Raw genomic sequence first — 25,541 nt, forward strand, 5'->3', positions numbered from 1 at the left:
GGCTTGGGGCGCTAGGCGAAAAGCATACAATCCCCCCCCAGCCTCTAGCCTCTAGCCTCTAGCCTCTAGCCTCTAGCCTCTAGCCTCAGTCTAGATTTTCCAGTCCCCACTTATACAGCGCGTTCTTCTTCACGCCGTGGATTTCTGCCGTTAGGGCCGCGGCCTTCTTGAGCGGTAGCTCTTTGACCAGCAGGCCAAGGGTACGCAGGGCATCAGCCGGTAGGTATTCTTTCTCGGCGCGATGGCCTGCCACCAGCAATACCATTTCCCCACGGGTACGGTTGCTGTCTTCACCCAGCCAGTCAATCAGCTTCCCCAGCGGCGCGCCGTGGATAGTCTCGTAGGTCTTGGTCAGCTCGCGGGCCAGCACCACCTGGCGCTCTGGACCGAGGACAGCCAGCATGTCTGCCAGCGAGTCCATGATACGGTGCGGTGACTCGTAGAAAATCATGGTACGCTCGTCATTGGCCAGCTCCTGGAAGCGATCGCGACGGCCCTTGCTTTTCGGCGGCAGGAAGCCTTCGAAGCTGAAGCGATCCGACGGCAGACCAGCGCCACTCAATGCGGTAACCACCGCGCAAGGTCCTGGAAGTGGGACAACTTTAACACCCGCCTGACGACAACGATTGACAAGATGGTATCCTGGATCACTGATCAGCGGCGTACCAGCATCGGATACAAGAGCGATACTGGTACCACCCTGAAGTTTCTCGATCAGATAGTCAGCTTTTTGCTGCTCGTTGTGATCGTGAAGCGCAAAGGTGCGGGTCGAGATCGAAAAATGGGTCAGCAGGCGCGATGTGTGTCGCGTATCCTCGGCGGCAATCAGATCGACATTTGCCAAAACGTCCAATGCACGCTGCGTGATATCCGCCAAATTACCGATTGGAGTAGGTACGATGTACAAAGTTGCGACATCTACCGTGCATGAATTGGTCTCACTCATTTGTCTAAGATCTCATCTGCAATTAATATAGAGAGTAATTTGTCACAGTTGAATGAATTCAATGCTCAATTTTACCCATAAGCGTAAAAGTGTATCACGACTGTTAGCCCCTGTAGCCCTTGCCGTGCTTCTGGCAAGCTGTAGTACCTCTAACCAACCTGTCGTGGTCACCGATATTACAGCTGCCGCTACTGATAGCGCAGCCAATTATCTGATCAAAGCCGAGTCAAGTGAAGGTGCCGAGAGCATCAACTGGAATATCCTGGCACTCAAGGCATTGATCAAGGAAGGCCAGTGGAACCAGGCCGAGCAATTAGCCGACCGTCTGAGCCGGATGAACATGGATCCGCTGCAGATGGCCGAATGGCAGTTGGCACGTGCGACCCTGCGCTACCAGCAAGGCCAGCCTAAAGCCGCCCTTGATTCACTCAACTTCCAGCCATGGTGGACGCTGGCAGACAGCCAGTACCTGCGCTACCACATGCTGCGTGCCGAACTGTTCCGCCAGACCAACCAGTCACTCAATGCGGCCCGCTCCCGCACGGCTTTGGATCAATACCTGAGCAATGACAAGAAAGCGGCCAACTGGCAGAACCTGTGGCAGGACTTGTCCAACTACAACAACAACCAGCTGCAGTCCGTCACCCTTGCCGGTGATGAAGAAGTGCTGCGCGGCTGGATCCAGTTAGCCGTCCTGAAAAACACCTACTCACAGCGCCCAGCCAAGCTCAAGGCGATGGTCGAAGAGTGGCTGGGTAGCAACCCATATCATCCGGCAAACCAATACCTACCGACTGATCTCGACAGCATCATGTCGCTGGAAATTGCCCAGCTAGACAACGTGGCGCTATTGCTGCCGCTAACTGGCCGTTTCGAGCAGTCAGGCAAGGCCGTACGCGATGGCTTTATCAATGCCATGCTCGACGATTCCGGTCGCGAAGCCGAAACTGAGCTGACCGTCTACGATACCGAGGCAGAAAGCATGGCATCCATTATGGCCAAGCTAGAGCAAAGCGGCGTAGAAATGGTGATAGGTCCACTGCGCAAGAACAAAATCACTGAATTCCAGCGCGCCAACAATAGCAACATTGCCTTGCTAGCACTGAACGAGCCGGATCCAAGCCAGCTGACTCAAGACAACGCGTGTTATTTCTCGCTATCGCCGGAGCAGGAAGCCGAGCAAGCTGCCCGTCACTTGTTTGCCAAAGGACATCAGTACCCGATGGTCTTGGCGCCGGGCAACAGCTACGGTGAGCGTGTCAGCAATGCCTTCATCGAGCAATGGCAGCAGCTGACCGGCAAGACACCAGCGACCCGCCAGTTCAGCTCTCGCAAGCAGATCCAGCAAGAAATTGCCTCGGTATTTGGCTTGACCGACAGCCAGAGCCGTATCCAGCAAATGCAGCAAGTATTAGGCATGGAACTGGAAGCCGAGCCGCGTAGCCGCCGTGATACCGATGCGGTTTACCTGATTGCCAACGTCAATGAGCTAACACTGCTCAAGCCGTTTATCGAAGTGGCAATCAACCCGGATGCCTCGCAGCCGAAGCTATATGCCAGCTCACGCAGCTACCCTGACCGCGATGCAGATACCTCGGAAATCCGTGGTATCGAGTTCAGCGACATCCCGTTACTGGTTGATGCCAACCACAACTTCATGAACCGCTATGAAGAATTGTGGCCGGATAGCAATAATACCGATGTTCGCCTCCACGCCTTCGGGATGGATGCCTACAAGATGGTGTCCGAGCTACCGCAAATGCGTGTGGTCGATAACTACAGCACCCAGGGCAACACCGGTCAGCTCAGCCTTGATGACCAGTGCGTGATCCAGCGCCAGCTGAGCTGGGCAATCTATACCGGGAACGGTATTGAGCCAGCTCAATAAGCGCCAGCTAGGGCAAACCTACGAGGCCATGGCCGAGCAGTATCTCTGCCGCCATGGCCTGCGACCCCACACCCGCAACTTCCAGTGCCGCAGCGGCGAAATCGACCTGATCATGCGCCATCAGCAATGCTGGGTCTTTGTCGAAGTCAAATTCCGCAAAAACAATCATTACGGTTCGGCCGCAGAAGCGGTAAACTGGCGCAAACAGCAACGCGTTAAGCGTGCAGCCTTGTTTTGGCTAAAGAAAAATGGCTTTGCCATTGAACATACAGAGTTTCGATTTGATGTGGTCTCACTCGAGGGCACGCCACCGCAAATCGAATGGTTTACCAACACCCTAGTAGAAGGTTAATCCATGCTAGAGAGCATCAAAGAAAGTTTCACCGAAAGCATCCAAACCCAGATTGCCGCCGCCGAGGCTCTGCCAGACGCAATTTCCCAGGCAGCCCAGGTCATGGTGCAAAGCCTGCTCAATGGCAACAAAATCCTCTGCTGCGGTAATGGTGGCTCGGCGGCAAACTCACAGCACTTTGCCTCCTGCCTGATCAACCGTTTCGAGACCGAGCGCCCAAGCCTTCCGGCTTTGGCTCTGACGGCAGATACCACAACATTGACAGCGGTTGCCAACGATTACCACCACGATGAAATCTTCTCCAAGCAAGTCAGAGCCCTAGGCCAGGGTGGCGATATCCTGTTTGTGTTATCTACCAGCGGTAACAGCAAGAACATCATCAAGGCAATGGAAGCGGCATTGACCCGTGATATGACCATCATTGCCCTGACCGGCAAAGACGGTGGCGAAATGGCAGGACTGCTGGGGATTCAGGATGTCGAGATCCGTATTCCGTCCCAGCGCACGGCTCGTATCCAGGAAGGCCAACTACTGGTGGTCCACTGCCTGTGTGACCTCATCGACAAGGTCTTGTTCCCCCACCACGAAGGATAAGTACGACTAAGGAAGGTAACCATGAACTGGCGTCCGCTAATTGTCCTCCTGCTGGCGTTCGGCCTGCAGGCATGTGCCGCGCTTGACCCGGCAGATACTCGTTCGACCAAACAGCAATGGTATGATCAAGAGATCGAAATGGAAGTCGGAGGGCTCGCCAACAAGCCGCCCTATCGCCAGCATGCCCGGGTCAATGCGATTGCTGTTGAAGGCAAGGTGCTGCTCGTTGGCCAGGCTACCGAGCAAACCTACAGCCACCAGCTGGAGCAGCAGATCCGTGAGCTGAAAAACGTCAACACAGTTTACAATCAGATCCAGATCCGACCGCTGCCACAATTTGGTGAATTCAGCAAAGACAGCTGGCTGACGACTAAGGTCAAGGCACAGCTCATCGGCAGCAAGCAATTACGTGATGCGACTATCAAAGTCATCACCGAGGGCCAGGAAGTGTTCCTGCTCGGCTATGTCAGCCGCGAACAAGGTAATATTGCAGCAGAGCTCGCTCGCAATGTTTCCGGCGTCAAGAAAGTCGTCAAGGTATTTGAATATCCTGATAGCTAGAAGCCGATAGGCAAAACGAAGAAACTATAGTGCAGAACGAATAAGCTATAGTTGAGAAAAAGAAAAACGCAGCAAATGCTGCGTTTTTTAATGCGGTAACTTAACCGTGCGATTATTATGCCATGAAATTACTTCACAACTCGCAGGCTTGGACGGCCGCGAGGGCGCGGTGGCTCATCGTCAGGCTCGATATCCGAAACGGCTTCGGCCACAGGCTCAACAGGTGCTAGCGCGTCCTGATGATCTTCTGCAATCTCTTCCATTTCTTCGATGTCCGCCATATCTGTCGCATAAGCAGGCTCTGGCTCGAACATGGTGCCAGCACCATTTTCACGCGCATAGATAGCCATCGCAGCATAAAGCGGAACGATCACCGAATGAGGACGGCCGCTGAAGCGGGCACTGAAGCTGATCGCCTCGTTACCCAGCTCCAGATTACCCACAGCACGCGGGGCAACGTTCAGGACAATCTGTCCGTCACTGACAAATTCCATCGGAACCTTGACACCCGGCAGCGTAGCATCGACCACCAAGTGAGGGGTCAAATCGTTATCTACCAACCAATCATAGAAAGCGCGTAGCAAATACGGTCGACGCGGTGTCATGTTGTCGATGTCCATCATTAATTGCCGGCCAAACGCATTTCGCGCTCAGCTTCAGTCAATGAAGCCAAGAATGAATCACGTTCGAAAACGCGGGTCATGTAGTTTTTAACTTCTTTAGCGCCAGCACCAGCCAGTTCGATGCCCATTTCAGGCAGACGCCACAATAGCGGAGCCAGGTAGCAATCAACCAGGCTGAACTCGTCGCTCATGAAGTAAGGGAACTCAGCAAATACAGGCGCAAGAGCCAGTAGCTCTTCACGCAACTGCTTACGTGCTTTATCCGCTTCGTCGGCAGAGCCTTTGTTGATCTTCTCAGCCAATGTGTACCAGTTACGTTCGATACGGTACATCATCAAACGGCTGTTACCACGAGCAACAGGGTAAACAGGCATCAATGGTGGATGAGGGAAACGCTCATCCAGATACTCCATAATGATGCTTGCTTGGTAAAGTGCAAGCTCACGGTCAACCAAAGTCGGCACAGAGTTGTACGGGTTTAGGTCTAGCAAGTCTTCAGGCAGGTTGTTTGGGTCAACCAGCTCGATTTCAACGCTTACACCTTTTTCTGCTAGTACGATACGCACCTGATGGCTGTAGATGTCAGAAGCATCAGAATACAGAGTCATCACAGAGCGTTTATTGGCAGCAACAGCCATTAACCCCTCCAGTATACTTAAATACACAAAAAGCAACGGGGGCACCGGCCCCCATTGCGAGATTCTAACCCACTAGATTACCTGATCAGTGGACATCACGCCAATATTCTTTCTTCAACAGTAATGTTAGTACAAAGAATATGACAATAAAGCCCATTACCCAGTAACCCAGACGCTGGCGTTCCAACTTCATTGGCTCTGCTGAATATTCGAGGAAATTGACCAGGTCGCGAACCGCCTCGTCATATTCTTCGTCATTCAACTCGCCCGTGCCGTCAGATTTGATACCGACATACTCCTGCACTTCCTCACCGTCAATCAGGCGGGTTTCGTACACTTTCGTCGGGACACCTTGCAGCTCTTCCAGAACATGTGGCATACCCACACTCGGGAAGACAACGTTGTTGACTCCAAACGGACGGCTAGGATCCGCATAGAAAGAGCGCAGGTAAGTGTAAAGCCAGTCGCTACCACGAACACGGGCAACCATAGTCAGATCCGGGGCCGGAGCACCGAACGAAGCCGCAGCGTATTCGGTCGGGATAGCATTGACCATCAGATCACCAATTTTGGCTTCCGGATCAAACACCATATTATCCATCATCAAGTTGGCAGGGATACCAAGATCCGTCGCCACTCGCTCATAGCGCTGGTACTGGGTCGCATGACAGCCGAAGCAGTAGTTCATGAAGGTCTGGGCACCACGCTGCAGCGAGGCTTTGTCCGTCAGATCATTGCCGGCTTTGTCCAGTGGTACCGATGGTCCCGCCGCCATAGCCAGAGACGGCAGCAGGGCAAATAGCATGACAATCAACTTCTTCATTTGAATGTTACCCTCTCTGGTAGTGGTTTGGTTGCTTCATTCTTGCTGTAGAAGAACAGCAGGACGAAGAACATGAAATACGCAAAGCTGAAGATCTGCGCCAGGATGGTGTATGTCGGCGTTGCTGGCAGTGCACCCAGAATACCCAAAGCAATGAAGCTGATGGTGAACTGGACGATGTTCGCCAGGTGCAGCTTGCTGCGGTAGCGGTATGAACGCACCTTACAGCGATCCAGCCATGGCAGCAGGAACAACACCACAATCGAGGCCCCCATCGCAATAACCCCCAGCAGCTTGTCCGGAACCGCACGCAAGATGGCGTAGAACGGGGTAAAGTACCAAACCGGGGCAATGTGCTCAGGGGTCTTCAGCGGGTTGGCCGCTTCAAAGTTAGGTGGCTCAAGGAAGTAGCCGCCCATCTCAGGGTTGAAGAAGATCACGTAGCTGAACAGGAAGGCGAACACGGCAACACCCACCATATCTTTCACTGTCCCGTACGGGTGGAAAGGAATGGAGTCGATAATGTCGTATTTCTTGCTGTAGTAGCTATGGAATGGGAACTGGGTTTTGTAATCATCACCCTTCGTCCCCTTAGGCAGCTTGGTCTCGATACCATCCGGGTTGTTCGAACCCACTTCGTGCAACGCCAGAATGTGCAGAACCACCAGCAGCAGCAGCACGATAGGCAGTGCGATAACGTGAAGGGCAAAGAAGCGGTTCAGGGTCGCGCCGGAGATCACGTAGTCACCACGGATCCAAAGTGTCAGATCATCACCGATCACCGGAATCGCACCGAATAGCGAGATGATTACCTGGGCACCCCAGTAAGACATCTGGCCCCATGGCAATAGGTAGCCCATAAAGGCTTCAGCCATCAGTACCAGGAAGATCAGCATCCCGAACAGCCATAGCAGCTCACGGGGCTTCTGGTAAGAACCGTAGATCAAGCCACGGAACATGTGCAGGTAGACCACGACAAAGAAAGCCGAGGCCCCGGTCGAGTGCATATAACGCAGCAGCCAACCGTACTCAACATCACGCATGATGTATTCAATCGAGGCAAATGCCCCGTCGCCGGAAGGCACGTAGTTCATGGTCAGCCAGATACCGGTAATGATCTGGTTTACCAGTACCAGCATGGCCAATGATCCGAACAGATACCAGAAGTTGAAGTTCTTCGGCATCGGGTATTCCGACAAATGCTTTTTATAGGCATTCATCATCGGCAGGCGTTTTTCAACCCATCCAAGTAAAGCGTCCATTAGGCTGCCTCCTCATCTACACCGACCAGAATGGTATTGTCATCCAGGAACGTATGAGGCGGCACGACCAGGTTCAATGGTGCTGGCACCCCTGCAAAGACCCGGCCAGCCATGTCAAACTTCGACCCGTGGCATGGGCAGAAGAAACCGGCCGAAATACCGCTAACCTGCTCACTGAAGGTATTTGGTAAATAGGTAGGTGAACAGCCTAGGTGGGTACAAATACCTACGGCTAGAAAGATTTCAGGTTTAACTGAACGAAATTTATTTTGGGCATATTCGGGCTGCTGCGGTTCCGCCGAAGACGGATCACGAAGCTGGCCATCATGGCCACCCAATTCATTTAAAACAGCATCGCTACGGCGGACCACCCAGACAGGTTTACCACGCCACTCGACGCGGACCATCTGGCCTTCTTCCAACTTGCTGATATCAACTTCGACTGGTGCACCGGCGGCTTTTGCTTTCGCGCTCGGGTTCCAAGATTTGATAAAAGGCACGGCTACAGCGGCTGCACCTAAGCCTCCAACAACCGAAGTCGTCGCAGTCAGGAAGCGGCGTCGGCCGTTACTTACTGGCGCATTGCTCATCCAACATTCTCCCATGTGCTCCCGCTCTGGATTATTATTATGTCCTTGTGCGTCCCTGGAGCTTACGGCTAACTTTCAACGGAAAGAAACAACAGCAACCCCTTCCAACCCGGAAGGTTAAAGTGGCGGTCTAAAGCTGTTGCTTATCACGCCAAATGATAAAGAAAACCCCACTTTATGACAAGATAAAGCTACTTTTTCGCAACAAATGTGAGAGGTATGTTCTTTTTGTTACTTTGTGTAATGCAAACGGCTGTTGTACAGCTAATTTGAACTGGAGAAAGGATCAATCAAAGGCGCGGATATAGGCCGGAGCAAGGCCAGTTTGTTGCTCAGATGTGATAGGGATAACAGGATTTTCAGGCAATAAAAAAGCCCAACCCGAAGGTTGAGCTTTTGCACACAGTTTCCAGAATAAATTCTGAAGCGTAAAATTAACGCTTAGAGAACTGTGGACGACGACGTGCTTTACGTAGACCAACTTTCTTACGCTCAACTTTACGTGCGTCACGAGTTACGTAACCCGCTGCGCGTAGAGCTGGACGTAGAGTCTCATCGTATTCCATAAGTGCACGAGTGATACCGTGACGGATAGCGCCTGATTGACCAGTGATACCACCACCTTTAACAGTGATGTATAGATCTAGTTTCTCAATCATTTCAACTAGCTCAAGAGGCTGACGAACAACCATGCGAGCAGTTTCGCGACCGAAGTATTCTTCGATGCTACGCTTGTTGATTACGATGTTACCAGTACCCGGTTTAATGAAAACGCGAGCAGCTGAGCTTTTGCGGCGACCAGTGCCGTAGTATTGATTCTCTGCCATTGTCATCTTCCCCAATTAGATGTCTAGAACTTTAGGCTGTTGTGCAGCGTGGTTGTGCTCAGTACCCGCGTAAACTTTCAGCTTACGGTACATAGCACGGCCTAGAGGACCTTTAGGAAGCATGCCTTTAACAGCAGTCTCGATAATCATTTCTGGTTTCTTATCAAGAAGCTTGTCGAAGCTGATAGACTTCAGACCACCGATGTAGCCAGTGTGGTGGTGGTACATCTTGTCAGTGCGCTTAGCACCAGTTACTGCAACTTTTTCAGCGTTGATAACTACGATGTAGTCACCAGTGTCAACGTGCGGAGTGTACTCCGGCTTGTGCTTACCACGTAGACGAGATGCGATTTCAGTTGCTAGACGACCAAGAGTTTTACCTTCAGCGTCAACAACATACCAGTCACGTTTTACAGTTTCTGGTTTAGCAACGAAAGTTTTCATGCTAATTCTTACCCAAAATTAAATAGTTTCACTTTACAGGAGCAGCATTGCTCCCTCTGTACAGAGCCCTCTCATCACCCCTTCGAGTGGTTGGCACTCCCGGCTTTTGCCGTTACAGGTACGGTGGGTCGCAAGATTATAGGGAAGGGTGGAGAAAAAATCACCTTTTTTTGAAAAAAAATTGCGATTTTTTCTCTGGCAGGGTTTGAGGCCCAAAACAACAGGTTATCAGCCACCAATTCGGGCTATTTCCCCTATCGTTGAGCCTTGTCAGTACAAACCATTCTCATGGGAGATGCGGGCTGGCCAAGTAATCGTGGCTCTGCATCTCGATAAGCCTTGAACAACAGCGCTTGAACTCGAAAGCCAGCCTTTCACCCTGATAAAGCTGGGCCAGCTCAACCTCGGCCGAGATGATCAGTTTGACATTGCGCTCATAGAATTCATCAACCAGGGCAATAAAGCGTCTTGCCGCGTCACTGTCGCCCTCTTGCATCTGGGTCACCTCTGATAACAAGACGGTATGGTAGAGCTGCGACAACTCCATATAGTCGCTCTGACTGCGGGCAGTCTGGCACAGGGTGGCAAAATCAAAGTGGATCACCCCTTCTCCCTTATGCCGGATAGGCAAGACCCTGTTATTAACTTCTATCGTCCCCCCCGTTCGGTGTTCGCCGGCAGCCAACTGCTGAAAATAGTGCAACATGTTTTGCTCGGCCTGCTCATCGAGCGGGTAATGGTAGATTTCAGCCTGTTCGAGGGTGCGCAGGCGGTAATCCACCCCAGAATCGACATTAACCACTTCGCAATGGGTATGGATAAGGTCGATAGCCGGCAGGAAACGTGCCCGCTGCAGGCCATTACGGTAAAGCTCGTCAGGCGGAATATTCGACGTGGCCACCAAGGTAATTCCCCTGCGGAACAAGGATTCAAACAAGGTACCGAGGATCATCGCATCGGTAATATCCGAAACAAAAAACTCATCAAAACAAATGATATCGGTCTCGGCAGCAAACCGTTCGGCCACCACTTCCAGCGGATCACTTTGCAGCTCCAGTTGCTTCATTTCCTGATGCACCCGGTGCATGAAACGGTGGAAGTGGACCCGCATCTTGCGCTCTGTCGGCAAACAATCGAAGAACGTATCAACCAGGTAGGTCTTGCCGCGCCCCACCCCGCCCCAGAAATAAAGCCCCTTCACCGGCGCAGGCGACTCGACCGGGCGGCGCATCAGGCGATCAACCCAACTTTGCGTGACTTCCGGCTTCAGTGCCTGAAGTCGATGGTACAAATCATCAAGGTGGCCAACGGCCATTGCCTGGGCCGGATCGGCAACGAAATCGCTACGCTTAAGATCTTGTTGGTATTTTTGTTGTGGGGTCATCCTTGTAAAGCCCAAACCGTCATTCTCCGTATGCGAGATAGTACCATGCTGCTTCATGTACATGTATAGTATCTAGACAAGTTGATGAGCAGATGAAGTTGACGTGCTATTCAGCACCAATTAAATCTCGATGTTATACAACAGGCGTGATGATGTACGTACACCACTCCCCCCTGCAGGCTAGCCTGCCTGTAGTACGTTATCCCCCTGTCCCTATATAAGAGAAGAGCAAAAGGAGTTTTTCATGGCTTGGATTTATGCGCTGCTGATTTTCATTGCCGGTGCCATTGTCGGTGCCTTTGCCACTAGGCTGAGCAACAAAGGCTTGAAACAGCAAAAAGAACTGAAAAAAGAGCTGGATAAGTCAAAATACGAACTAGAGCAATTCCGCCAGGAACTGGTCGATCATTTCGCCCAGAGCTCTGAGCTGCTTGATAACATTGCCAAAGACTACAGCAAGCTTTACGAGCACATGGCAAAAACCTCAACCGAGCTGATGCCAAACCTACCAGAGCAAGACAACCCATTTGCCCACCGCATCAGCACACTGGAAGCGGTAAAAGAGGTAAAAGACAGCCAAGACGAGCAACCTCGCGATTACGCCAACGGCGCAACGGGTCTACTGAAGGACCAAAAACCTGAAGTCGTTACCGAAGAGCCAAAGCCTGCTGCTGAAGAGTCAAAGGCAAGCTAAGAAAATTCTTAGGAACTAAACACCGGTTTTCAAGTCTGAGATTAAGCAGCCATATCAACACACTAGGATGTGTGGCTGCGATTGGACTTGAAAACCGGAGTTTAGTAATAATGAAAAAAACATTACTTGTTTTAAGTGCCCTGACTATCGGCATCAGCTCAGTTATTACCCCAGTGACGGCAACCGCCGCCCTTCCCCAGTCAGTCAACAACCAGCAGGTCCCCAGCCTGGCCCCGATGCTAGAGCAAGTGACCCCTGCTGTCGTCAGCATTGCCGTTGAAGGTAAACAAGTATCCAAACAGCGTTTACCAGAAACGTTCCGCTTCTTTTTCGGCCCCGACTTCCCTGAAGAGCAAATCCGCGAGCGACCTTTCCGCGGCTTGGGCTCAGGGGTCATCGTCGATGCCGACAAGGGCTATATCGTCACCAACCACCACGTCATCGGTGGGGCGGATAAGATCCTGGTCCAGCTACACGATGGCCGTGAGGTCTCTGCCGAACTGATCGGTAGCGACGAGATGTCAGATATCGCTCTGCTCAAACTTAAAGACGTCAGCGATCTGACCGAAATTAAACTGGCTGACTCAGACAAACTGCGGGTCGGTGATTTCGCGGTTGCCATCGGTAACCCGTTCGGCCTCGGCCAGACAGTCACCTCCGGGATCATCTCAGCCCTAGGCCGCAGCGGCCTGAATATCGAGAACTTCGAAAACTTTATCCAGACCGATGCCGCGATCAACAGCGGTAACTCAGGCGGCGCTTTGGTCAACCTCAATGGTGAGCTGGTCGGTATTAATACCGCTATCCTTGGCCCTAACGGCGGCAACGTCGGTATTGGCTTTGCGATTCCGGTCAATATGGTGAAAAACCTGACCGAGCAGATCATTGAATTCGGTGAGGTCAAACGCGGTATTCTTGGTGTTCAGGGCGGTGAGCTCACCTCAGAGCTAGCCGAAGCCTTCGGTTACGAAACCAACCATGGCGCCTTTATCAACCAGGTCATGCCTGACTCGGCAGCCGAGAAAGCAGGCTTGAAGGCCGGTGATATTATCGTGTCGGTTAACGGCAAGCAGATCCGCACCTTCGGCGAGCTCAGAGCGAAAATTGCCACCCTAGGGGCCGGCAAAGACGTGTCACTGGGTATTGTCCGTGACGGCAAAGAGCTCGATGTCACAGCCAAGCTGCAGGAAGCCTCGATCAATAAGGTCAAGGCCGACAGCTTGCATGAAGGCCTAGCCGGTGCCGAATTTGCCAACACCACCTCAAAAGATAATGCCAAAGGGGTTAAGGTCACCAGCCTGCAGGAAAACTCTGAAGCAGCCCGCTACGGTTTGCGTGAAGGCGACATCATCCTTGGTGTCAACCGCCAGCCAATTCGTAACCTGGGTGAGCTAAGAAAAGCGCTGGACAAGAAACCTAGCGTACTGGCTCTCGAAGTGAAACGAGACAACAGTATCCTCTACCTCATCATCCGCTAAACGTTACCCTCGGCAGCCGGTCGACACCGGCTGCCATACCTCCTCCCCATATCTATTGCCGCATAAATATCCCGGCTAAGCTTTCATTACATTATTCAGTAAAATACACAGCCAACATTTGGTATCTTGTCTAAGGTAATGGTACCCTCTTCGACTATTATCAGTAGTTTATTCATTCAAGGGAGCGAACATGCTGGCTTTTTGGGCTAGATCAACGTTGCTGGGTGTCGTTACAGCCATCGCTCTACTGCTGCTCTTCCCTGATCTCCGAACCCAAATGCTCAATACGCCTCAGGTATTGGCCCCGGTTGAAGTCAACCAGACTCAAGTCTCTTTCAACTATGCCGTCCGCCGTGCTTCGCCGGCTGTCGTCAATATCTATAACCGTCGCTACAATGCCGAAGACCGTCTGCAGCTCAGTACTCAGGGCCTGGGATCCGGCGTGATCATGAGCGACAAAGGCTACATCGTTACCAATTACCATGTTGTCGCAGAGGCCGACCAGGTCATCGTCGCCCTGCAAGATGGCCGCATCCTTACCGCCCAGTTGATTGGTAAAGATCAGCGTACTGATTTGGCGGTATTGAAAATCCAGGCCGAAAACCTGCCGGTCATCCCAACCAGTCCAGACTACCGCCCGGCAGTTGGCGATGTCGTTTTGGCAATCGGTAACCCTTACAACCTCGGCCAAACGACAACTTACGGCATCATCTCGGCCACTGGCCGTTCAGGCATGAGCTTCTATGGCAGGCAGGACTTCCTCCAGACCGACGCCGCCATCAACGAAGGCAACTCCGGTGGTGCCTTGGTCAACACCCGCGGCGAGTTGGTCGGCATTAATACCGCCTCCTTCCAGCAGGCGACCGACATTGAAACCTACGGTATCTCTTTTGCGATCCCTTATGAACTGACCCGTAAAATCATGGACAAACTGATTGCCGACGGACGGGTGATCCGGGGTTATATCGGTTTGGAAGCACGGGATATCAACCCGGTAATGGCAAGGCTCTACGATGCCGAACAGATCAGCGGGATCATCGTCATGGGCATGGATCCTAATGGCCCTGCGGCCAAGGCAGGTTTCAAGGTACAGGATATCCTGATCGAGATTGACGGCAAGCGGGTTACTGACCGCCGAAACGTGCTGGATATCGTTACCGAGCTTCGCCCGGGAACAGAAGTGCCAATGAAGGTTCTGCGCAATGGCGAGCCAACCGATCTGATGGTTCGGATTGGTGACGAGCCGAATGGATACTGAGCCGATGGCGAGGGGCAATAGGCCATAGGAAAAGCCGGCCCTAGGCACTGGGAAGAGCCTAAGAGCATTACAATGATGTTGCTTCGGACTTCGTTTGTCTTTGGCTTTTCCCGATAGCCCCTAGCCAAGGACCCAGAGCCTCTTTTAACCAAAAAAATCCTCGGCCAAGGCCGAGGATTTCTCACGTATTCAATTCAAGCAGAACCGCTCTTACTCGCTAAAGCGCTCGATGTTCATGCCTAGGGCGCTGAACTTGTCCTCGATGTGCTCGTAACCACGGTCGATGTGGTAAATGCGGTCAACGATGGTCTCGCCTTTGGCAATGCTGCCGGCAATCACTAGGCTGGCAGACGCACGTAGGTCGGTTGCCATCACCTGCGCACCGCTCAGGCCGTCGGTATCACCGCAGATCACTGTGTTGCCTTCGATTTCCGCACGAGCGCCCATACGGATCAGCTCAGGAATGTGCATGAAGCGGTTTTCGAAGATGGTCTCGGTAATGATGCCTGTGCCTTTGGCAATCAGGTTCAACAGCGAGAACTGGGCCTGCATATCGGTTGGGAAGCCAGGGTGCGGAGCCGTACGGATATTCACCGCCTTCAGTTCGCGATCTGTCATGTCCAAGCTGATCCAGTCATCACCGGTTTCAATCTTGGCACCGGCTTCTTCCAGCTTCGCCAACGCCGCTTCAAGCAGTGATGGGCGGGTGTTGCGACACATGATCTTACCGCCAGATACCGCAGCAGCTACCAGGAAAGTACCGGTTTCGATACGGTCTGCGACCACTTCATGGTAGCCACCGCCCAGGCGCTCAACACCTTCGATAGTGATGGTATCGGTACCCGCACCGGTGATTTTGGCACCCAGGGTATTAAGGAAGTCCGCCGTATCAACGATTTCTGGCTCGCGGGCTGCATTCTCGATCACGGTTGTGCCTTCAGCCAACGTGGCCGCAGACATGATAGTCACGGTCGCACCGACACTGACCTTATCCATCACGATGTGGGCACCCTTCAGGCGGCCATCAACCGTGGCTTTGACGTAACCTTCTTCCAGGGTGATTGTTGCGCCCAGCTGCTCAAGTCCGTGAATATGCAAATCAACGGGACGAGCACCAATCGCACAACCACCCGGTAGCGATACTTGGCCCTGACCAAAACGCGCCACCAGCGGACCCAAGGCCCAGATAGACGCACGCATGGTTTTCACCAAATCATACGGCGCACAAAATTCGTTAACCGGACCCGCATCGACATACACGGAACCGTTGCGCGATACCTTGGCACCCAGGCGGCTCAAGAGCTCCATGGTGGTGTCGATATCACGTAGCTTTGGTACATTCGCGACTTCTACCGGCTCTTCGGCCAACAGGGCTGCGAACAAAATAGGCAATGCTGCATTCTTAGCACCAGAAATGGAGACTTCGCCGCTTAATGGGCCACCGCCCTGGATTCGAAACTTCTGCATCATTTACCTCTTAAGACAGCGACATCAATTTTTTGTCACGTGCCCACTCTTCCGGTGTGTACGTCTTGATGCTCAACGCATGAATTTCATTCGCTGCGATCTGTCCCATCAGCGGGCCGTAAATAGCCTGCTGCTTCTTCACACGGTTCATACCTTCAAACATTGCACCAACCGCAATCACTTCGTAGTGACTGCCGTCGCTCTTGACGATCACTTCGTCAAGTTCCAGAGCATTTTCTAGAATTTCTTTAATTTCAGAGATTTCCACAAGCTATCCTCTTTCGCAGCTCACTCGATGCAAGCCGCTAACATTGACTCAACGTGACTCAGACGAAGCAGCGTGACAAGCTGCTCTGGCACATTCAATATTTTCAGCTCAGAGCCATTCTGGCTCAGCTGTTGGTATACGTGTAGCAACATCACCATACCGGCAGAATCGATACGCCCGACCGCTGCCAGATCCAGCTGTACCTGGCTATCTTTCGGCATCCATTCATGGCGTTGCTGCCAAAAAGCTGGAACTGTGTCACGTTCCAATGTCCCTGACAAGCAGTAAAGGCCATTTTCCTGAGCTTGCCACTCGATCTTTTGCTTACTCATTGTTTTCTGGCTCGCGACGAATCGGCTTGGCAGCCAATCGCTTCAGATCCTGGGTCACGGCATCCACCCCCTGGCTACGCAACTGGCCACTCCACTCACTCTGCTTGGTCGAGATCATGCTGACCCCTTCGGCCACCATGTCGAAGCCCTGCCACTCACCGGTTTTCTTGTTCTTGCGCAGTTTGAAATCCAAACGAATTGGCGGGCGCTTGGTATCGACGATATCCACCCGAACAGACACCACACTGCGATCAGCAGGGATCGATTTAGGTGACTCGATCTCAATATCCTGATCGGTGTACTGGGTCAGCACCTGGGCATAAGACGCCACCAGGTAATCGGTGAACGCGGCCACAAAATCATTGCGCTGCTGTGGGGCGGTACTTTTCAGGTGGGGCCCAAGCACTTTATAGGCGGCATAACGGGTATTGATGTACGGCAGCAACTCTTGCTGCACCACGGTACGCAGACGTTCAGGATTTTGCTGAATCAGGCTCTGCTCCGACTTCAGCCGAGAAAAGGTCTTCTTCGACACCTGATCCATCATGGTATAAGGGTTCGTCTTGTCGACAGGGGCCGCCTGCGTGACCAACGGCAGGCAGACAAACATCATAAGTACATAGCGAAACCATTTCATCATCGTGCTCTCTTAGTTAGTGTCTCCGCCGATGCTATAAAGCACCTGGCCAATCATATCTTCCAATACAAGTGCGGACTTGGTGTCCTCAAGGAGATCGCCGTCGCCCAGCATTTCAATGTCTTCATCGACAAACCCCGGAGAAATACTTAGGTACTGCTCGCCCAGCAGGCCAGAAGTCAAAATAGCGGCGGAACTCGTCTCTGGGAAAAAGCCAAATTTCTTTTCAATAGATAACGCCACCACAGGAACATAAGTTTCAGTATCCAGGGTGATATTTGTAATTTTGCCGACGGTTACCCCTCCGACCTTGATGGGTGAGCGGACTTTCAAGCCTCCGATATTATCGAAGTGGGCCTTGAGGGTGTAAGTCTCCGCGCCACCTAAATTCTGGACATCGGCAACCTTGAAGATCAACACCAGCAGGGCAGCAAAGCCAGCCAATACGAAGCTGCCTACCCATAATTCTAATTTTTTCGTTTGCTGCATCAGTTTATTCCTGTTGTATTACCGCATCGCGGTTTTATCAGTTGCCAAACATCAGGGCCGTAAGGACAAAATCCAGCCCCAATACTGCCAATGACGAGTTCACCACGGTACGTGTGGTTGCCCGGCTGATCCCTTCTGAGGTCGGTACTGCATCGTAACCATTGAAGACCGCAATCCATGTCACGGTGATAGCAAAAAACACTGATTTGATAATGCTATTACCAATGTCGTAGCCAAGTTCGACCGAAGACTGCATCACCGACCAAAAACTGCCGTGATCGATTCCTTTCCATTCGACCCCGACCAGCTGACCGCCCCAGATCCCCACGGCACAGAACAGCATCGCCAGCAATGGCATCGAAATCACGCCGGCCCAGAACCGCGGAGCGATGACCTGACGCAGCGGGTCGACCGCCATCATCTCCATGCTCGACAACTGTTCGGTGGTTTTCATCAAGCCGATTTCGGCAGTCAGCGCCGACCCTGCCCGACCGGCAAACAGCAAGGCGGTCACCACCGGCCCGAGCTCGCGCAACAAGGACAAGGCGACCATCTGACCCAAGCTGGTTTCAGCCCCGAAGTCCACCAGCACAATGTAGCCCTGCAGACTCAGTACCATCCCGATAAACAGCCCCGAGACCAGAATGATAGCAACCGACAACACACCAACGTTGTAAAGCTGGCTCATCAGTAGCGGGAACATCTTGCCAGGCTGCGGTCGGCTGACCAGCGCGCCATACAACACCAAGGTTGCTCGGCCCATGGTCTGGAAGATATCCAGCGCCCGACGTCCCTGGCGGGAAATAAACTCTGTGATCATGCTCGGTGCTCCTGGCCGCTAAGGGCAAACAGCGTCTGCTCCATCGGCTCGGCAGGGAAGCGAAACGGCACCGGCCCATCAGCATCACCATCGAGAAACTGGCGCACGCGTGGATCAGGGTTATCGCGCAACTGCTGCGGCGTCCCCTGACCGATGATCTTGCTGCCAGAGAGTATGTAGACATAGTCCGCAATACTCATTACCTCGGACACATCATGGGAAACAATCACCGATGTGATCCCCAGCGCCTGGTTAAGCGCGCGGATCAGCTTGACCAGCACCCCCATGTTGATCGGGTCCTGACCAACGAACGGCTCGTCGTACAAGATCATATCCGGATCCAGCGCAATCGCCCGGGCCAGCGCGGCCCGCCGAGCCATCCCGCCAGACAACTCACTCGGCATCAATTGCGCCGCCCCGCGCAGCCCTACGGCTTCCAGCTTGAGCAGTACCAAGGTATGCAAGAGGTCCTCCGGCAGCTGGGTATGCTCACGCAGCGGGAACGCGACATTATCAAATACCGTCATGTCAGTGAACAGCGCCCCTGATTGGAACAGCATGCTCATTTTTTTGCGCGCCCGGTACAGCTCGCTGCGACCAAGGGTCGGGATATTCCACCCCTCAAACCAGATATCACCGCTATCAGGCAAGATCTGGCCGCCAATTAACCGTAGCAAGGTGGTTTTACCAATCCCTGACGGGCCCATTATGGCTGTTACTTTGCCCTTGGGCACATCCAACGAAACATCATCAAAGATTTTTCGTTCACCACGGGAGAAGGTCATTTGCCGGATAGAAACCAGCGCCTCTGTCTGCTCCATAGTTACCTTTATGGCTGTCCTGCCAGTCCAAAAGTCGGCCTGCTAACATAGCAAGCGACATTATATGAATAGAATTAATTAGTTATCTTTATATCTTTGATGATAGGTAGATTATGCAACCAACTCAAGGGATGAACTGTAAGAAGTCTGTGATTTCTCGGTCAGCACAGTGCTAAGAAGGACGATATTCCCTTGTAAACATTGAGTGTAATGGCCTATACCCTGCAAGACATAAGGCTGTTTGGGTCGAATCCATCCCGCCTTGTTTCGACATTGTCCCAACCGGTTAAAAATCCATAGACAATAATCATTTTCTCGTCCCTTTTGCTTTCCTTTTCATGGCCGAACCGTCAAAATTAGTCTCTTATTATTAATCACCCCAATTGGATCACAGCCGCTTTCCGGCATGCAGTCGTGATTCAATCCAGCACAATTTTACAAAAGGGATAACAATGCTCGAAGCCATCGTGTTTCTCTGTATCGGCCTGACCTTACTGGTATGGAGCGCAGATCGACTTGTTTATGGCGCTGCGGCGCTTGCAAAAAATCTTGGTGTCACCCCACTTGTCATCGGTATGACCATTCTTGCCATGGGCTCTTCGGCCCCTGAGATGATGGTATCGGCCACCGCCGCTCTGGATGGCAAAACAGACACTGCAGTCGGTAACGTGCTGGGTTCGAATATTGCCAACATTGCCCTTATTTTGGGTATTACTGCACTTATCAAGCCTTTATCAATCAGCTCGGAGATTATCCGCCGCGAGCTGCCGTTGATGATGGGCGTGACCCTGATTGCCGGTGTTCTGTTGTGGGATAGCCACCTGGGTTTTTTTGAAGGTGTACTGCTGGTTGTTCTATTTGTGGCCTTTCTGCTGGCGATGCTCAGGATCAGCCGCAATGCCAAAGCAACCGGCGGCGATCCGCTGGTTGAAGAGCAAGAATCCGATATCCCAGAGGGTGTCAGCAACCCGAAAGCGATTATGTGGACACTTATCGGCTTGGTGCTGCTGCCTTATGCGGCCAGCATGCTGGTTGACTCTGCGGTGACCATTGCCAAGTATTTCGGCATGAGCGATCTGGTGATCGGCCTGACCATTATTGCGATCGGGACCAGCCTGCCGGAATTGGCTGCTTCGGTTGCCAGCCTGTTCAAAGGCGAAGATGACATGGCAGTCGGTAATATCATCGGCTCCAACGTCTTCAACATCCTTGCGGTGATGGGGATCCCCGGCCTGCTGAACCCCTCCACCCTGAGCCCGCTGGCCATGGGCCGCGACTACTATGTGATGCTGGGTGTATCGATCTTGCTGGTTTTGATGGCGCTAGGAAAGCGCCGCCGAATCAATCGTGTAGAAGGCTTCATCCTATTGGCGACCTTTATCGCCTATCAAGGCTATCTGTTTTATAATCTGGCAGCCTAACGGAGAGGAATATTATGTCTACAGCGTTTGATTATTGCGAGATTGGCCGTAAAGTTATTGAAATTGAAGCAGAAGCTCTTCATGGACTGACCCATTACATCAATGGCAGCTTCACCGAAGCTTGCCAGTTGATCAGCCAATGCAATGGCAAGGTCATTGTGATGGGGATGGGAAAATCAGGCCATATCGGTAACAAAATGGCAGCGACCCTCGCCAGTACCGGTACGCCAGCCTTTTTTGTTCACCCTGGCGAAGCCAGCCATGGCGACTTGGGCATGATCGAAAAAGGCGATGTGGTGCTTGCAATTTCTAACTCGGGCGAAGCATCGGAAATTTTGACGTTGCTGCCGGTGATCAAACGCTTGGGCATTCCATTGATCAGCATGACGGGCAAGCCGGAATCAAGCATGGCGAAGCTGTCGCAGATCCACTTGCAGATCACCGTCAACAAAGAAGCCTGCCCGCTGAATCTCGCCCCGACCTCAAGTACCACAGCAACACTGGCGATGGGTGATGCGCTGGCCATAGCCCTGATGGAAGCACGTGGCTTTACCGCCGATGACTTCGCCCTATCTCATCCGGGTGGTGCGCTGGGCCGCAAACTGCTGCTCCGCATCAGCGATATCATGCACACAGGCGATCGCCTGCCGGTTGTTGGCGAGCAGGCCCTGATCAAAGATGCCTTGCTGGAAGTCTCTCGCAAAGGCTTGGGAATGACGGCTATCATTGATAAAGACCAACAACTGCTTGGTATCTTTACCGATGGCGACCTTCGCCGCCTGCTGGATAACCTGGTAGACATTCACACCACAACCATTGGTGAGGTGATGACCCGTCACCCAGCGACCATCAGTGCTGATGTACTGGCTGCCGAAGGGCTGAAAATGCTGGAAGATCGTAAGATCAGCGGACTGCTGGTTACCGACAACGGCAAGCTGGTTGGCGCCCTGAACATGCATGACCTATTGAAAGCGGGAGTGATGTAATGCAAATCGAAACACTTTATGGTCCAGTCAGCCAAGCCATATTCTCCCGTGCCCGCACCATCCAGCTACTGATCTGCGATGTCGATGGTGTCTTTTCCGATGGCCGTATCTACATGGGCAATGATGGCGAAGAGCTGAAAACCTTCCACACCCGTGACGGCTACGGCATCAAATCCCTGATGGGCGCCGGTATTGAAGTGGCCATTATCACCGGCCGCAAGTCGGCGATTGTCGAGAACCGCATGTCCGCTCTGGGTATCAAGCATGTCTACCAGGGACAGGACAACAAGCTGGCCGCCTATGAAGATATCATAGCCAATCTGGGTATCTCACCAGAGCACACCGCCTACATCGGCGACGATCTCATTGATTGGCCGGTGATGGAAAAAATTGGCCTGTCTGTCTGCGTTGCCGACGGCCACCCGCTATTGGCCCAACGTGCCGACTTTGTTACCCGTGTCCAAGGCGGGTTCGGTGCCGTACGCGAAGTGTGTGATCTGATCCTTGAAGCCCGAGGAGAATTAGATAAACATAAAGGCTTAAGTATATGACCTTACAACGGCTAATCTATGCACTGCTCATTGTGTTCTGTGCATGGACAGGCTATTACCTGCTGGAGAAGCACTGGGCTGAAGATGTCCAGGTTGCTCCGGATGCAGAGAAACCGATCTTTACCGGTAAGTCCGTTGTCAATACGTCCTACAATGAATCAGGACAGCGCAGCTATCAAATAGATGCCGATCATCTCGAGCATTTTAGCCAAAGTGGCAATACGGACTTCGTTGAACCGGTCTTGTGGGTATACAAGGACGGCAGCGAGACCGAATGGCGGATCAGCTCCAATGAAGCGCGTTTGGACAAAAACCATGTCCTGCAGATGACAGGCAATGTGCGTATCTTCAACTTGCTGCCAGAATCTGCTGTTCGCGTCATCCAGACCGATACCCTGCGGTTGGACTTGGTCAGCAAAGATTTTGACACCCCGGATCATGTCATTATCACCGGTGATGCCTTCCAGAACGAAGGGACAGGCATGAAAGGCAACATGGACCGTAACATCGCCACCTTATTGAATAATGTAAAAGGTAGATATGAAGCGCTATAAATTGACCACCCTGCTCTGCCTGTGCCTGAGCACAGCCAGCTGGGCACTGAGTAATGACACTGAGCAGCCTATCTATATCGACTCAGACAACCAGGAGCTAGACATTCAAAACAATGTCGTCACCTTCACCGGTAATGTCATCCTGCGCCAAGGCAGTATCGATATCCGTGCCGACAAAGTGGTTGTCACCCGCCCTGGCGGTCAGGAAGGCAAAGAGACCATCGATGCCTATGGTAACCCAGCGACCTTCCATCAGGTAATGGACGACGGAAAACCGATTGACGGCGCAGCCAAGAAGATGCGCTACGAAACCGCCACAGAGTTCCTCAAAATGACCGAGGAAGCCGTTCTGATCCAGGAAGGCAGTGAAATCAAAGGTAATGTGATCAGCTACCGTATCGACCAGCAAAAACTGGTGGCCGAAAGCGGCAAGAAACAGCGTGTTACCACGATCCTGCAGCCTAACCAGCTCAACAACGACAAGAAGTAACCACGCATGGCAACCTTAAAAGCACAGCATCTGGCCAAAAGCTATAATGGCCGCAAAGTGGTTTCTGATGTCAGCCTCGCGGTTGAGTCGGGCAAAATTGTCGGTTTGCTTGGCCCTAACGGTGCCGGCAAAACCACCTCTTTCTACATGATCGTTGGCCTTGTTGCCCGCGATGAAGGCACCATCACCATTGATGATACCGACATCAGCTTGCAGCCAATGCATAACCGTTCGCGGATGGGGATCGGCTACCTGCCGCAGGAGGCTTCTATTTTCCGTAAGCTCTCTGTGCACGATAACCTGATGGCCGTTTTGCAAACCCGCAAAGAGCTATCCAAGCGTGAACGTCAGGAAAAACTGGAAGAATTGTTGGATGAATTCAACATACAGCACATTCGTAACAGCTTAGGTATGGCACTATCAGGGGGTGAACGACGCCGGGTAGAAATCGCCCGAGCGCTAGCCGCAAACCCAAAATTCATCCTGCTGGATGAACCTTTTGCCGGCGTTGACCCTATATCCGTGATCGACATCAAGAAAATCATTGAACATTTGCGCGATCGTGGGCTTGGCGTACTGATCACCGATCATAATGTTAGGGAAACGCTGGATGTCTGTGAGCAAGCCTACATCGTCAGCCAGGGGCACCTGATCGCCCATGGTACGCCATCAGAAGTGCTTAATGATGAACATGTAAAACGAGTCTATCTGGGTGACCAGTTCCGTCTATAGTTAACTTATAGAGGCGTCATGGGCGTCGGAGTGGCAGCAGAGGATTCGTTCACCTTTTGGGTATTAGGCAGCAAGAACCAGCGATAAGAATAAGGTACATACAATAATATGAAAACCTCGCTCCAGCTTAAACTTGGTCAACAATTGGCAATGACGCCGCAGCTCCAGCAGGCTATCCGCTTGCTGCAGCTTTCTACCCTGGATTTGCAACAGGAAATCCAGGAAGCATTGGATGCAAACCCGTTACTCGAGCTGGAAGAAGGAAGCCCTGAAGCCACCAACGGCGAGGACGACAGCAGTTCCGCAACGGCCGAGGCAAGCGACAGCAGCAATGACGACGGCTTGTCCGACGTTGCCGATACCGAAACCTTCGATACTTCCGATGCCATTGAACAACAGGAAATGCCGGAAGACCTCCCTGTCGATACGACCTGGGACGATGTCTACAGCGCCAGTACCGGCAATACCGGTATCGCGCTTGATGACGATATGCCGGTTTACCAGGGCGAGACTACCGAAAGCCTGCAAGACTACCTGATGTGGCAGGTCGAACTGACGCCGTTCAGCGAAACAGACCGCACCATCGCCACGGCTATCATTGATGCCATCGACGAGAAAGGTTACCTGACCTGCTCGGCCGAAGACATTCTTGAGAGCATGGGTGACGACGATGTCGAGCTTGACGAAGTGGAAGCCGTGCTCAAACGGGTGCAGCAATTTGACCCGCTCGGTGTCGCCTCGCGCAACCTGCAGGAATGTCTAATGCTGCAGCTTGCCACCTTCCAACCTGATACCCCTTGGCTGGCTGAGGCCCGGATGCTGCTGACCGATTACATCGATCTGCTGGCCAACCGAGACTACCGCCAGTTAATGCGTGATACCAAGCTCAAAGAGCCTGAACTCAAGCAGGTAATGCAACTGATCCATGGCCTTGACCCACGCCCGGGCAATCGCGTGGTTGCTTCCGACACTGAGTATGTGGTGCCGGATGTGTCGGTATTCAAAGATCATGGTAAGTGGGTAGTGACTATCAACCCTGATAGCGTGCCGCGTATCAAGGTTAACCAACAATACGCCGCCCTTAGCAAAAATACCCGTAACTCGGCAGACAGCCAGTTCATCCGTACCCATTTGCAAGATGCAAAATGGCTGATCAAAAGCCTGGAAAGCCGCAACGAAACCTTATTGAAAGTCGCCCGCTGTATTGTCGAGCACCAACAGGACTTCTTCGAATATGGCGAGGAAGCCATGAAGCCGATGGTACTCAACGATATCGCGCTGGCGGTCGATATGCATGAATCCACCATATCCCGCGTCACGACGCAGAAGTACATGCACACACCGCGCGGGATTTTTGAATTGAAATACTTCTTCTCCAGTCACGTCAGCACCGACAACGGTGGCGAGTGTTCATCCACCGCTATCCGGGCCTTGGTGAAAAAGCTGGTTGCAGCCGAAAACCGGGCCAAACCGCTGAGTGACAGCAAAATAGCGACATTACTGGCGGAACAAGGGATCATGGTAGCAAGACGGACCATTGCCAAATACCGTGAATCGCTGGGCATTCCGCCGTCCAACCAGCGAAAACGTCTGCTCTAACAGACGCAAACA

The 25,541-nt window shown here is 52.5% G+C and carries 30 protein-coding genes; 14 read left to right on the forward strand and 16 right to left on the reverse strand.

Annotated features, from left to right (window positions below; translation table 11 throughout):
- Window positions 1-85 precede the first annotated feature (85 nt).
- The gene (gene rsmI, locus R2X38_RS17985; protein ID WP_317523712.1) at window positions 86-946 is read right to left on the reverse strand and encodes a 16S rRNA (cytidine(1402)-2'-O)-methyltransferase; all 861 of its coding nucleotides are present in this window, start codon (window positions 944-946) and stop codon (window positions 86-88) included.
- A 61-nt stretch (window positions 947-1,007) separates the two neighbouring features.
- Here rsmI and R2X38_RS17990 point away from each other — a divergent pair, with 61 nt between their 5' ends.
- Genes R2X38_RS17990 through R2X38_RS18005 form a run of 4 tightly spaced genes read left to right on the forward strand, consistent with a single transcriptional unit; the run spans window position 1,008 to window position 4,341 of the window.
- Window positions 1,008-2,834 (forward strand): penicillin-binding protein activator, encoded by a 1,827-nt coding sequence (locus R2X38_RS17990; protein WP_317523713.1) that lies wholly within the window; start codon window positions 1,008-1,010, stop codon window positions 2,832-2,834.
- 28 nt (window positions 2,835-2,862) lie between these two features.
- On the forward strand, window positions 2,863-3,186 hold the full coding sequence (locus tag R2X38_RS17995; RefSeq protein WP_317523778.1) for a YraN family protein: 324 nt from the start codon (window positions 2,863-2,865) through the stop codon (window positions 3,184-3,186).
- Window positions 3,187-3,189: 3 nt separating this feature from the next.
- Complete coding sequence (locus R2X38_RS18000) at window positions 3,190-3,780, forward strand: phosphoheptose isomerase (RefSeq protein WP_107300027.1); 591 nt, start codon at window positions 3,190-3,192, stop codon at window positions 3,778-3,780.
- A 21-nt stretch (window positions 3,781-3,801) separates the two neighbouring features.
- On the forward strand, window positions 3,802-4,341 hold the full coding sequence (locus R2X38_RS18005) for a BON domain-containing protein (protein ID WP_317523714.1): 540 nt from the start codon (window positions 3,802-3,804) through the stop codon (window positions 4,339-4,341).
- A 128-nt stretch (window positions 4,342-4,469) separates the two neighbouring features.
- Here R2X38_RS18005 and sspB read toward each other — a convergent pair whose 3' ends face one another.
- The 8 genes from sspB to zapE all read right to left on the reverse strand — a co-directional run bounded on the left by sspB (window position 4,470) and on the right by zapE (window position 10,932).
- Complete coding sequence (gene sspB, locus R2X38_RS18010; RefSeq protein ID WP_317523715.1) at window positions 4,470-4,961, reverse strand: ClpXP protease specificity-enhancing factor; 492 nt, start codon at window positions 4,959-4,961, stop codon at window positions 4,470-4,472.
- Window positions 4,962-4,963: 2 nt separating this feature from the next.
- Window positions 4,964-5,602, reverse strand: a complete 639-nt coding sequence (sspA, locus tag R2X38_RS18015; protein ID WP_317523716.1) for a stringent starvation protein SspA — start codon at window positions 5,600-5,602, stop codon at window positions 4,964-4,966.
- 85 nt (window positions 5,603-5,687) lie between these two features.
- Window positions 5,688-6,425 (reverse strand): cytochrome c1, encoded by a 738-nt coding sequence (locus R2X38_RS18020; RefSeq protein WP_317523717.1) that lies wholly within the window; start codon window positions 6,423-6,425, stop codon window positions 5,688-5,690.
- The gene (locus R2X38_RS18025; protein ID WP_317523718.1) at window positions 6,422-7,687 is read right to left on the reverse strand and encodes a cytochrome bc complex cytochrome b subunit; all 1,266 of its coding nucleotides are present in this window, start codon (window positions 7,685-7,687) and stop codon (window positions 6,422-6,424) included. The genes R2X38_RS18020 and R2X38_RS18025 overlap by 4 nt, the downstream gene beginning before the upstream one ends.
- Window positions 7,687-8,277 (reverse strand): ubiquinol-cytochrome c reductase iron-sulfur subunit, encoded by a 591-nt coding sequence (gene petA, locus R2X38_RS18030; protein ID WP_107300021.1) that lies wholly within the window; start codon window positions 8,275-8,277, stop codon window positions 7,687-7,689. Before petA ends, R2X38_RS18025 begins: the two co-directional genes overlap by 1 nt.
- Window positions 8,278-8,711: 434 nt before the next feature.
- On the reverse strand, window positions 8,712-9,104 hold the full coding sequence (gene rpsI / locus R2X38_RS18035; RefSeq protein ID WP_107300020.1) for a 30S ribosomal protein S9: 393 nt from the start codon (window positions 9,102-9,104) through the stop codon (window positions 8,712-8,714).
- Window positions 9,105-9,119: 15 nt separating this feature from the next.
- Window positions 9,120-9,548, reverse strand: a complete 429-nt coding sequence (gene rplM, locus R2X38_RS18040; protein ID WP_107300019.1) for a 50S ribosomal protein L13 — start codon at window positions 9,546-9,548, stop codon at window positions 9,120-9,122.
- A gap of 286 nt (window positions 9,549-9,834) precedes the next feature.
- Complete coding sequence (gene zapE / locus R2X38_RS18045) at window positions 9,835-10,932, reverse strand: cell division protein ZapE (RefSeq protein WP_317523779.1); 1,098 nt, start codon at window positions 10,930-10,932, stop codon at window positions 9,835-9,837.
- A 244-nt stretch (window positions 10,933-11,176) separates the two neighbouring features.
- Here zapE and zapG point away from each other — a divergent pair, with 244 nt between their 5' ends.
- From zapG to degS, 3 genes are all read left to right on the forward strand, one after another.
- Window positions 11,177-11,626 carry a Z-ring associated protein ZapG gene (zapG, locus tag R2X38_RS18050; RefSeq protein ID WP_317523719.1) on the forward strand — a complete coding sequence of 150 codons (450 nt, stop codon included), beginning with the start codon at window positions 11,177-11,179 and terminating at the stop codon, window positions 11,624-11,626.
- Window positions 11,627-11,736: 110 nt separating this feature from the next.
- Complete coding sequence (locus R2X38_RS18055; RefSeq protein WP_317523720.1) at window positions 11,737-13,104, forward strand: Do family serine endopeptidase; 1,368 nt, start codon at window positions 11,737-11,739, stop codon at window positions 13,102-13,104.
- 190 nt (window positions 13,105-13,294) lie between these two features.
- Window positions 13,295-14,362, forward strand: a complete 1,068-nt coding sequence (gene degS, locus R2X38_RS18060; protein WP_317523721.1) for an outer membrane-stress sensor serine endopeptidase DegS — start codon at window positions 13,295-13,297, stop codon at window positions 14,360-14,362.
- Window positions 14,363-14,572: 210 nt separating this feature from the next.
- Here degS and murA read toward each other — a convergent pair whose 3' ends face one another.
- From murA to mlaF, 7 genes are read right to left on the reverse strand one after another with little or no spacing between them, the layout of a single operon-like run.
- Window positions 14,573-15,829: a UDP-N-acetylglucosamine 1-carboxyvinyltransferase gene (gene murA / locus R2X38_RS18065; RefSeq protein ID WP_317523722.1), complete on the reverse strand. Its 1,257-nt coding sequence runs from the start codon at window positions 15,827-15,829 to the stop codon at window positions 14,573-14,575.
- A 10-nt stretch (window positions 15,830-15,839) separates the two neighbouring features.
- Window positions 15,840-16,097, reverse strand: a complete 258-nt coding sequence (gene ibaG, locus R2X38_RS18070) for a BolA family iron metabolism protein IbaG (protein WP_107300014.1) — start codon at window positions 16,095-16,097, stop codon at window positions 15,840-15,842.
- A gap of 20 nt (window positions 16,098-16,117) precedes the next feature.
- Window positions 16,118-16,429 (reverse strand): lipid asymmetry maintenance protein MlaB, encoded by a 312-nt coding sequence (locus R2X38_RS18075; RefSeq protein WP_317523723.1) that lies wholly within the window; start codon window positions 16,427-16,429, stop codon window positions 16,118-16,120.
- Window positions 16,422-17,066 carry a phospholipid-binding protein MlaC gene (gene mlaC / locus R2X38_RS18080; protein ID WP_317523780.1) on the reverse strand — a complete coding sequence of 215 codons (645 nt, stop codon included), beginning with the start codon at window positions 17,064-17,066 and terminating at the stop codon, window positions 16,422-16,424. Before mlaC ends, R2X38_RS18075 begins: the two co-directional genes overlap by 8 nt.
- Before the next feature lie 12 nt (window positions 17,067-17,078).
- Window positions 17,079-17,555, reverse strand: coding sequence for an outer membrane lipid asymmetry maintenance protein MlaD (gene mlaD / locus R2X38_RS18085; RefSeq protein ID WP_317523724.1), 477 nt, complete (start codon window positions 17,553-17,555; stop codon window positions 17,079-17,081).
- A 37-nt stretch (window positions 17,556-17,592) separates the two neighbouring features.
- Window positions 17,593-18,375: a lipid asymmetry maintenance ABC transporter permease subunit MlaE gene (gene mlaE / locus R2X38_RS18090; protein WP_317523725.1), complete on the reverse strand. Its 783-nt coding sequence runs from the start codon at window positions 18,373-18,375 to the stop codon at window positions 17,593-17,595.
- Window positions 18,372-19,196: a phospholipid ABC transporter ATP-binding protein MlaF gene (gene mlaF / locus R2X38_RS18095; RefSeq protein ID WP_317523726.1), complete on the reverse strand. Its 825-nt coding sequence runs from the start codon at window positions 19,194-19,196 to the stop codon at window positions 18,372-18,374. Before mlaF ends, mlaE begins: the two co-directional genes overlap by 4 nt.
- A 452-nt stretch (window positions 19,197-19,648) precedes the next feature.
- Here mlaF and R2X38_RS18100 point away from each other — a divergent pair, with 452 nt between their 5' ends.
- The 7 genes from R2X38_RS18100 (at window position 19,649) to rpoN (ending at window position 25,529) form a co-directional block, all read left to right on the forward strand.
- On the forward strand, window positions 19,649-20,617 hold the full coding sequence (locus R2X38_RS18100) for a calcium/sodium antiporter (RefSeq protein WP_317523727.1): 969 nt from the start codon (window positions 19,649-19,651) through the stop codon (window positions 20,615-20,617).
- Window positions 20,618-20,631: 14 nt separating this feature from the next.
- Complete coding sequence (locus R2X38_RS18105) at window positions 20,632-21,603, forward strand: KpsF/GutQ family sugar-phosphate isomerase (RefSeq protein WP_317523728.1); 972 nt, start codon at window positions 20,632-20,634, stop codon at window positions 21,601-21,603.
- On the forward strand, window positions 21,603-22,154 hold the full coding sequence (kdsC, locus tag R2X38_RS18110) for a 3-deoxy-manno-octulosonate-8-phosphatase KdsC (protein ID WP_317523729.1): 552 nt from the start codon (window positions 21,603-21,605) through the stop codon (window positions 22,152-22,154). The genes R2X38_RS18105 and kdsC overlap by 1 nt, the downstream gene beginning before the upstream one ends.
- The gene (gene lptC / locus R2X38_RS18115; protein WP_317523730.1) at window positions 22,151-22,708 is read left to right on the forward strand and encodes an LPS export ABC transporter periplasmic protein LptC; all 558 of its coding nucleotides are present in this window, start codon (window positions 22,151-22,153) and stop codon (window positions 22,706-22,708) included. Before kdsC ends, lptC begins: the two co-directional genes overlap by 4 nt.
- Window positions 22,695-23,198 carry a lipopolysaccharide transport periplasmic protein LptA gene (gene lptA / locus R2X38_RS18120; RefSeq protein WP_317523731.1) on the forward strand — a complete coding sequence of 168 codons (504 nt, stop codon included), beginning with the start codon at window positions 22,695-22,697 and terminating at the stop codon, window positions 23,196-23,198. Before lptC ends, lptA begins: the two co-directional genes overlap by 14 nt.
- 6 nt (window positions 23,199-23,204) lie before the next feature.
- Window positions 23,205-23,930, forward strand: a complete 726-nt coding sequence (lptB, locus tag R2X38_RS18125) for an LPS export ABC transporter ATP-binding protein (RefSeq protein WP_317523732.1) — start codon at window positions 23,205-23,207, stop codon at window positions 23,928-23,930.
- 108 nt (window positions 23,931-24,038) lie between these two features.
- Window positions 24,039-25,529, forward strand: coding sequence for an RNA polymerase factor sigma-54 (gene rpoN, locus R2X38_RS18130; protein ID WP_317523733.1), 1,491 nt, complete (start codon window positions 24,039-24,041; stop codon window positions 25,527-25,529).
- Window positions 25,530-25,541 lie beyond the last annotated feature (12 nt).

This window comes from Photobacterium rosenbergii, assembly GCF_033022775.1.
Classification (GTDB): Bacteria; Pseudomonadota; Gammaproteobacteria; order Enterobacterales; family Vibrionaceae; genus Photobacterium; species Photobacterium rosenbergii_A.

Excerpts from the sequence above, each read along its gene's own strand:
- rsmI (WP_317523712.1), bottom strand. The coding sequence starts at position 946 with ATGAGTGAGACCAATTCATGCACGGTAGATGTCGCAACTTTGTACATC.
- R2X38_RS17990 (WP_317523713.1), top strand. The coding sequence starts at position 1,008 with ATGCTCAATTTTACCCATAAGCGTAAAAGTGTATCACGACTGTTAGCC.
- R2X38_RS17995 (WP_317523778.1), top strand. The coding sequence starts at position 2,863 with ATGGCCGAGCAGTATCTCTGCCGCCATGGCCTGCGACCCCACACCCGC.
- R2X38_RS18000 (WP_107300027.1), top strand. The coding sequence starts at position 3,190 with ATGCTAGAGAGCATCAAAGAAAGTTTCACCGAAAGCATCCAAACCCAG.
- R2X38_RS18005 (WP_317523714.1), top strand. The coding sequence starts at position 3,802 with ATGAACTGGCGTCCGCTAATTGTCCTCCTGCTGGCGTTCGGCCTGCAG.
- sspB (WP_317523715.1), bottom strand. The coding sequence starts at position 4,961 with ATGGACATCGACAACATGACACCGCGTCGACCGTATTTGCTACGCGCT.
- sspA (WP_317523716.1), bottom strand. The coding sequence starts at position 5,602 with ATGGCTGTTGCTGCCAATAAACGCTCTGTGATGACTCTGTATTCTGAT.
- R2X38_RS18020 (WP_317523717.1), bottom strand. The coding sequence starts at position 6,425 with ATGAAGAAGTTGATTGTCATGCTATTTGCCCTGCTGCCGTCTCTGGCT.
- R2X38_RS18025 (WP_317523718.1), bottom strand. The coding sequence starts at position 7,687 with ATGGACGCTTTACTTGGATGGGTTGAAAAACGCCTGCCGATGATGAAT.
- petA (WP_107300021.1), bottom strand. The coding sequence starts at position 8,277 with ATGAGCAATGCGCCAGTAAGTAACGGCCGACGCCGCTTCCTGACTGCG.
- rpsI (WP_107300020.1), bottom strand. The coding sequence starts at position 9,104 with ATGGCAGAGAATCAATACTACGGCACTGGTCGCCGCAAAAGCTCAGCT.
- rplM (WP_107300019.1), bottom strand. The coding sequence starts at position 9,548 with ATGAAAACTTTCGTTGCTAAACCAGAAACTGTAAAACGTGACTGGTAT.
- zapE (WP_317523779.1), bottom strand. The coding sequence starts at position 10,932 with ATGACCCCACAACAAAAATACCAACAAGATCTTAAGCGTAGCGATTTC.
- zapG (WP_317523719.1), top strand. The coding sequence starts at position 11,177 with ATGGCTTGGATTTATGCGCTGCTGATTTTCATTGCCGGTGCCATTGTC.
- R2X38_RS18055 (WP_317523720.1), top strand. The coding sequence starts at position 11,737 with ATGAAAAAAACATTACTTGTTTTAAGTGCCCTGACTATCGGCATCAGC.
- degS (WP_317523721.1), top strand. The coding sequence starts at position 13,295 with ATGCTGGCTTTTTGGGCTAGATCAACGTTGCTGGGTGTCGTTACAGCC.
- murA (WP_317523722.1), bottom strand. The coding sequence starts at position 15,829 with ATGCAGAAGTTTCGAATCCAGGGCGGTGGCCCATTAAGCGGCGAAGTC.
- R2X38_RS18075 (WP_317523723.1), bottom strand. The coding sequence starts at position 16,429 with ATGAGTAAGCAAAAGATCGAGTGGCAAGCTCAGGAAAATGGCCTTTAC.
- mlaC (WP_317523780.1), bottom strand. The coding sequence starts at position 17,066 with ATGAAATGGTTTCGCTATGTACTTATGATGTTTGTCTGCCTGCCGTTG.
- mlaD (WP_317523724.1), bottom strand. The coding sequence starts at position 17,555 with ATGCAGCAAACGAAAAAATTAGAATTATGGGTAGGCAGCTTCGTATTG.
- mlaE (WP_317523725.1), bottom strand. The coding sequence starts at position 18,375 with ATGATCACAGAGTTTATTTCCCGCCAGGGACGTCGGGCGCTGGATATC.
- mlaF (WP_317523726.1), bottom strand. The coding sequence starts at position 19,196 with ATGGAGCAGACAGAGGCGCTGGTTTCTATCCGGCAAATGACCTTCTCC.
- R2X38_RS18100 (WP_317523727.1), top strand. The coding sequence starts at position 19,649 with ATGCTCGAAGCCATCGTGTTTCTCTGTATCGGCCTGACCTTACTGGTA.
- R2X38_RS18105 (WP_317523728.1), top strand. The coding sequence starts at position 20,632 with ATGTCTACAGCGTTTGATTATTGCGAGATTGGCCGTAAAGTTATTGAA.
- kdsC (WP_317523729.1), top strand. The coding sequence starts at position 21,603 with ATGCAAATCGAAACACTTTATGGTCCAGTCAGCCAAGCCATATTCTCC.
- lptC (WP_317523730.1), top strand. The coding sequence starts at position 22,151 with ATGACCTTACAACGGCTAATCTATGCACTGCTCATTGTGTTCTGTGCA.
- lptA (WP_317523731.1), top strand. The coding sequence starts at position 22,695 with ATGAAGCGCTATAAATTGACCACCCTGCTCTGCCTGTGCCTGAGCACA.
- lptB (WP_317523732.1), top strand. The coding sequence starts at position 23,205 with ATGGCAACCTTAAAAGCACAGCATCTGGCCAAAAGCTATAATGGCCGC.
- rpoN (WP_317523733.1), top strand. The coding sequence starts at position 24,039 with ATGAAAACCTCGCTCCAGCTTAAACTTGGTCAACAATTGGCAATGACG.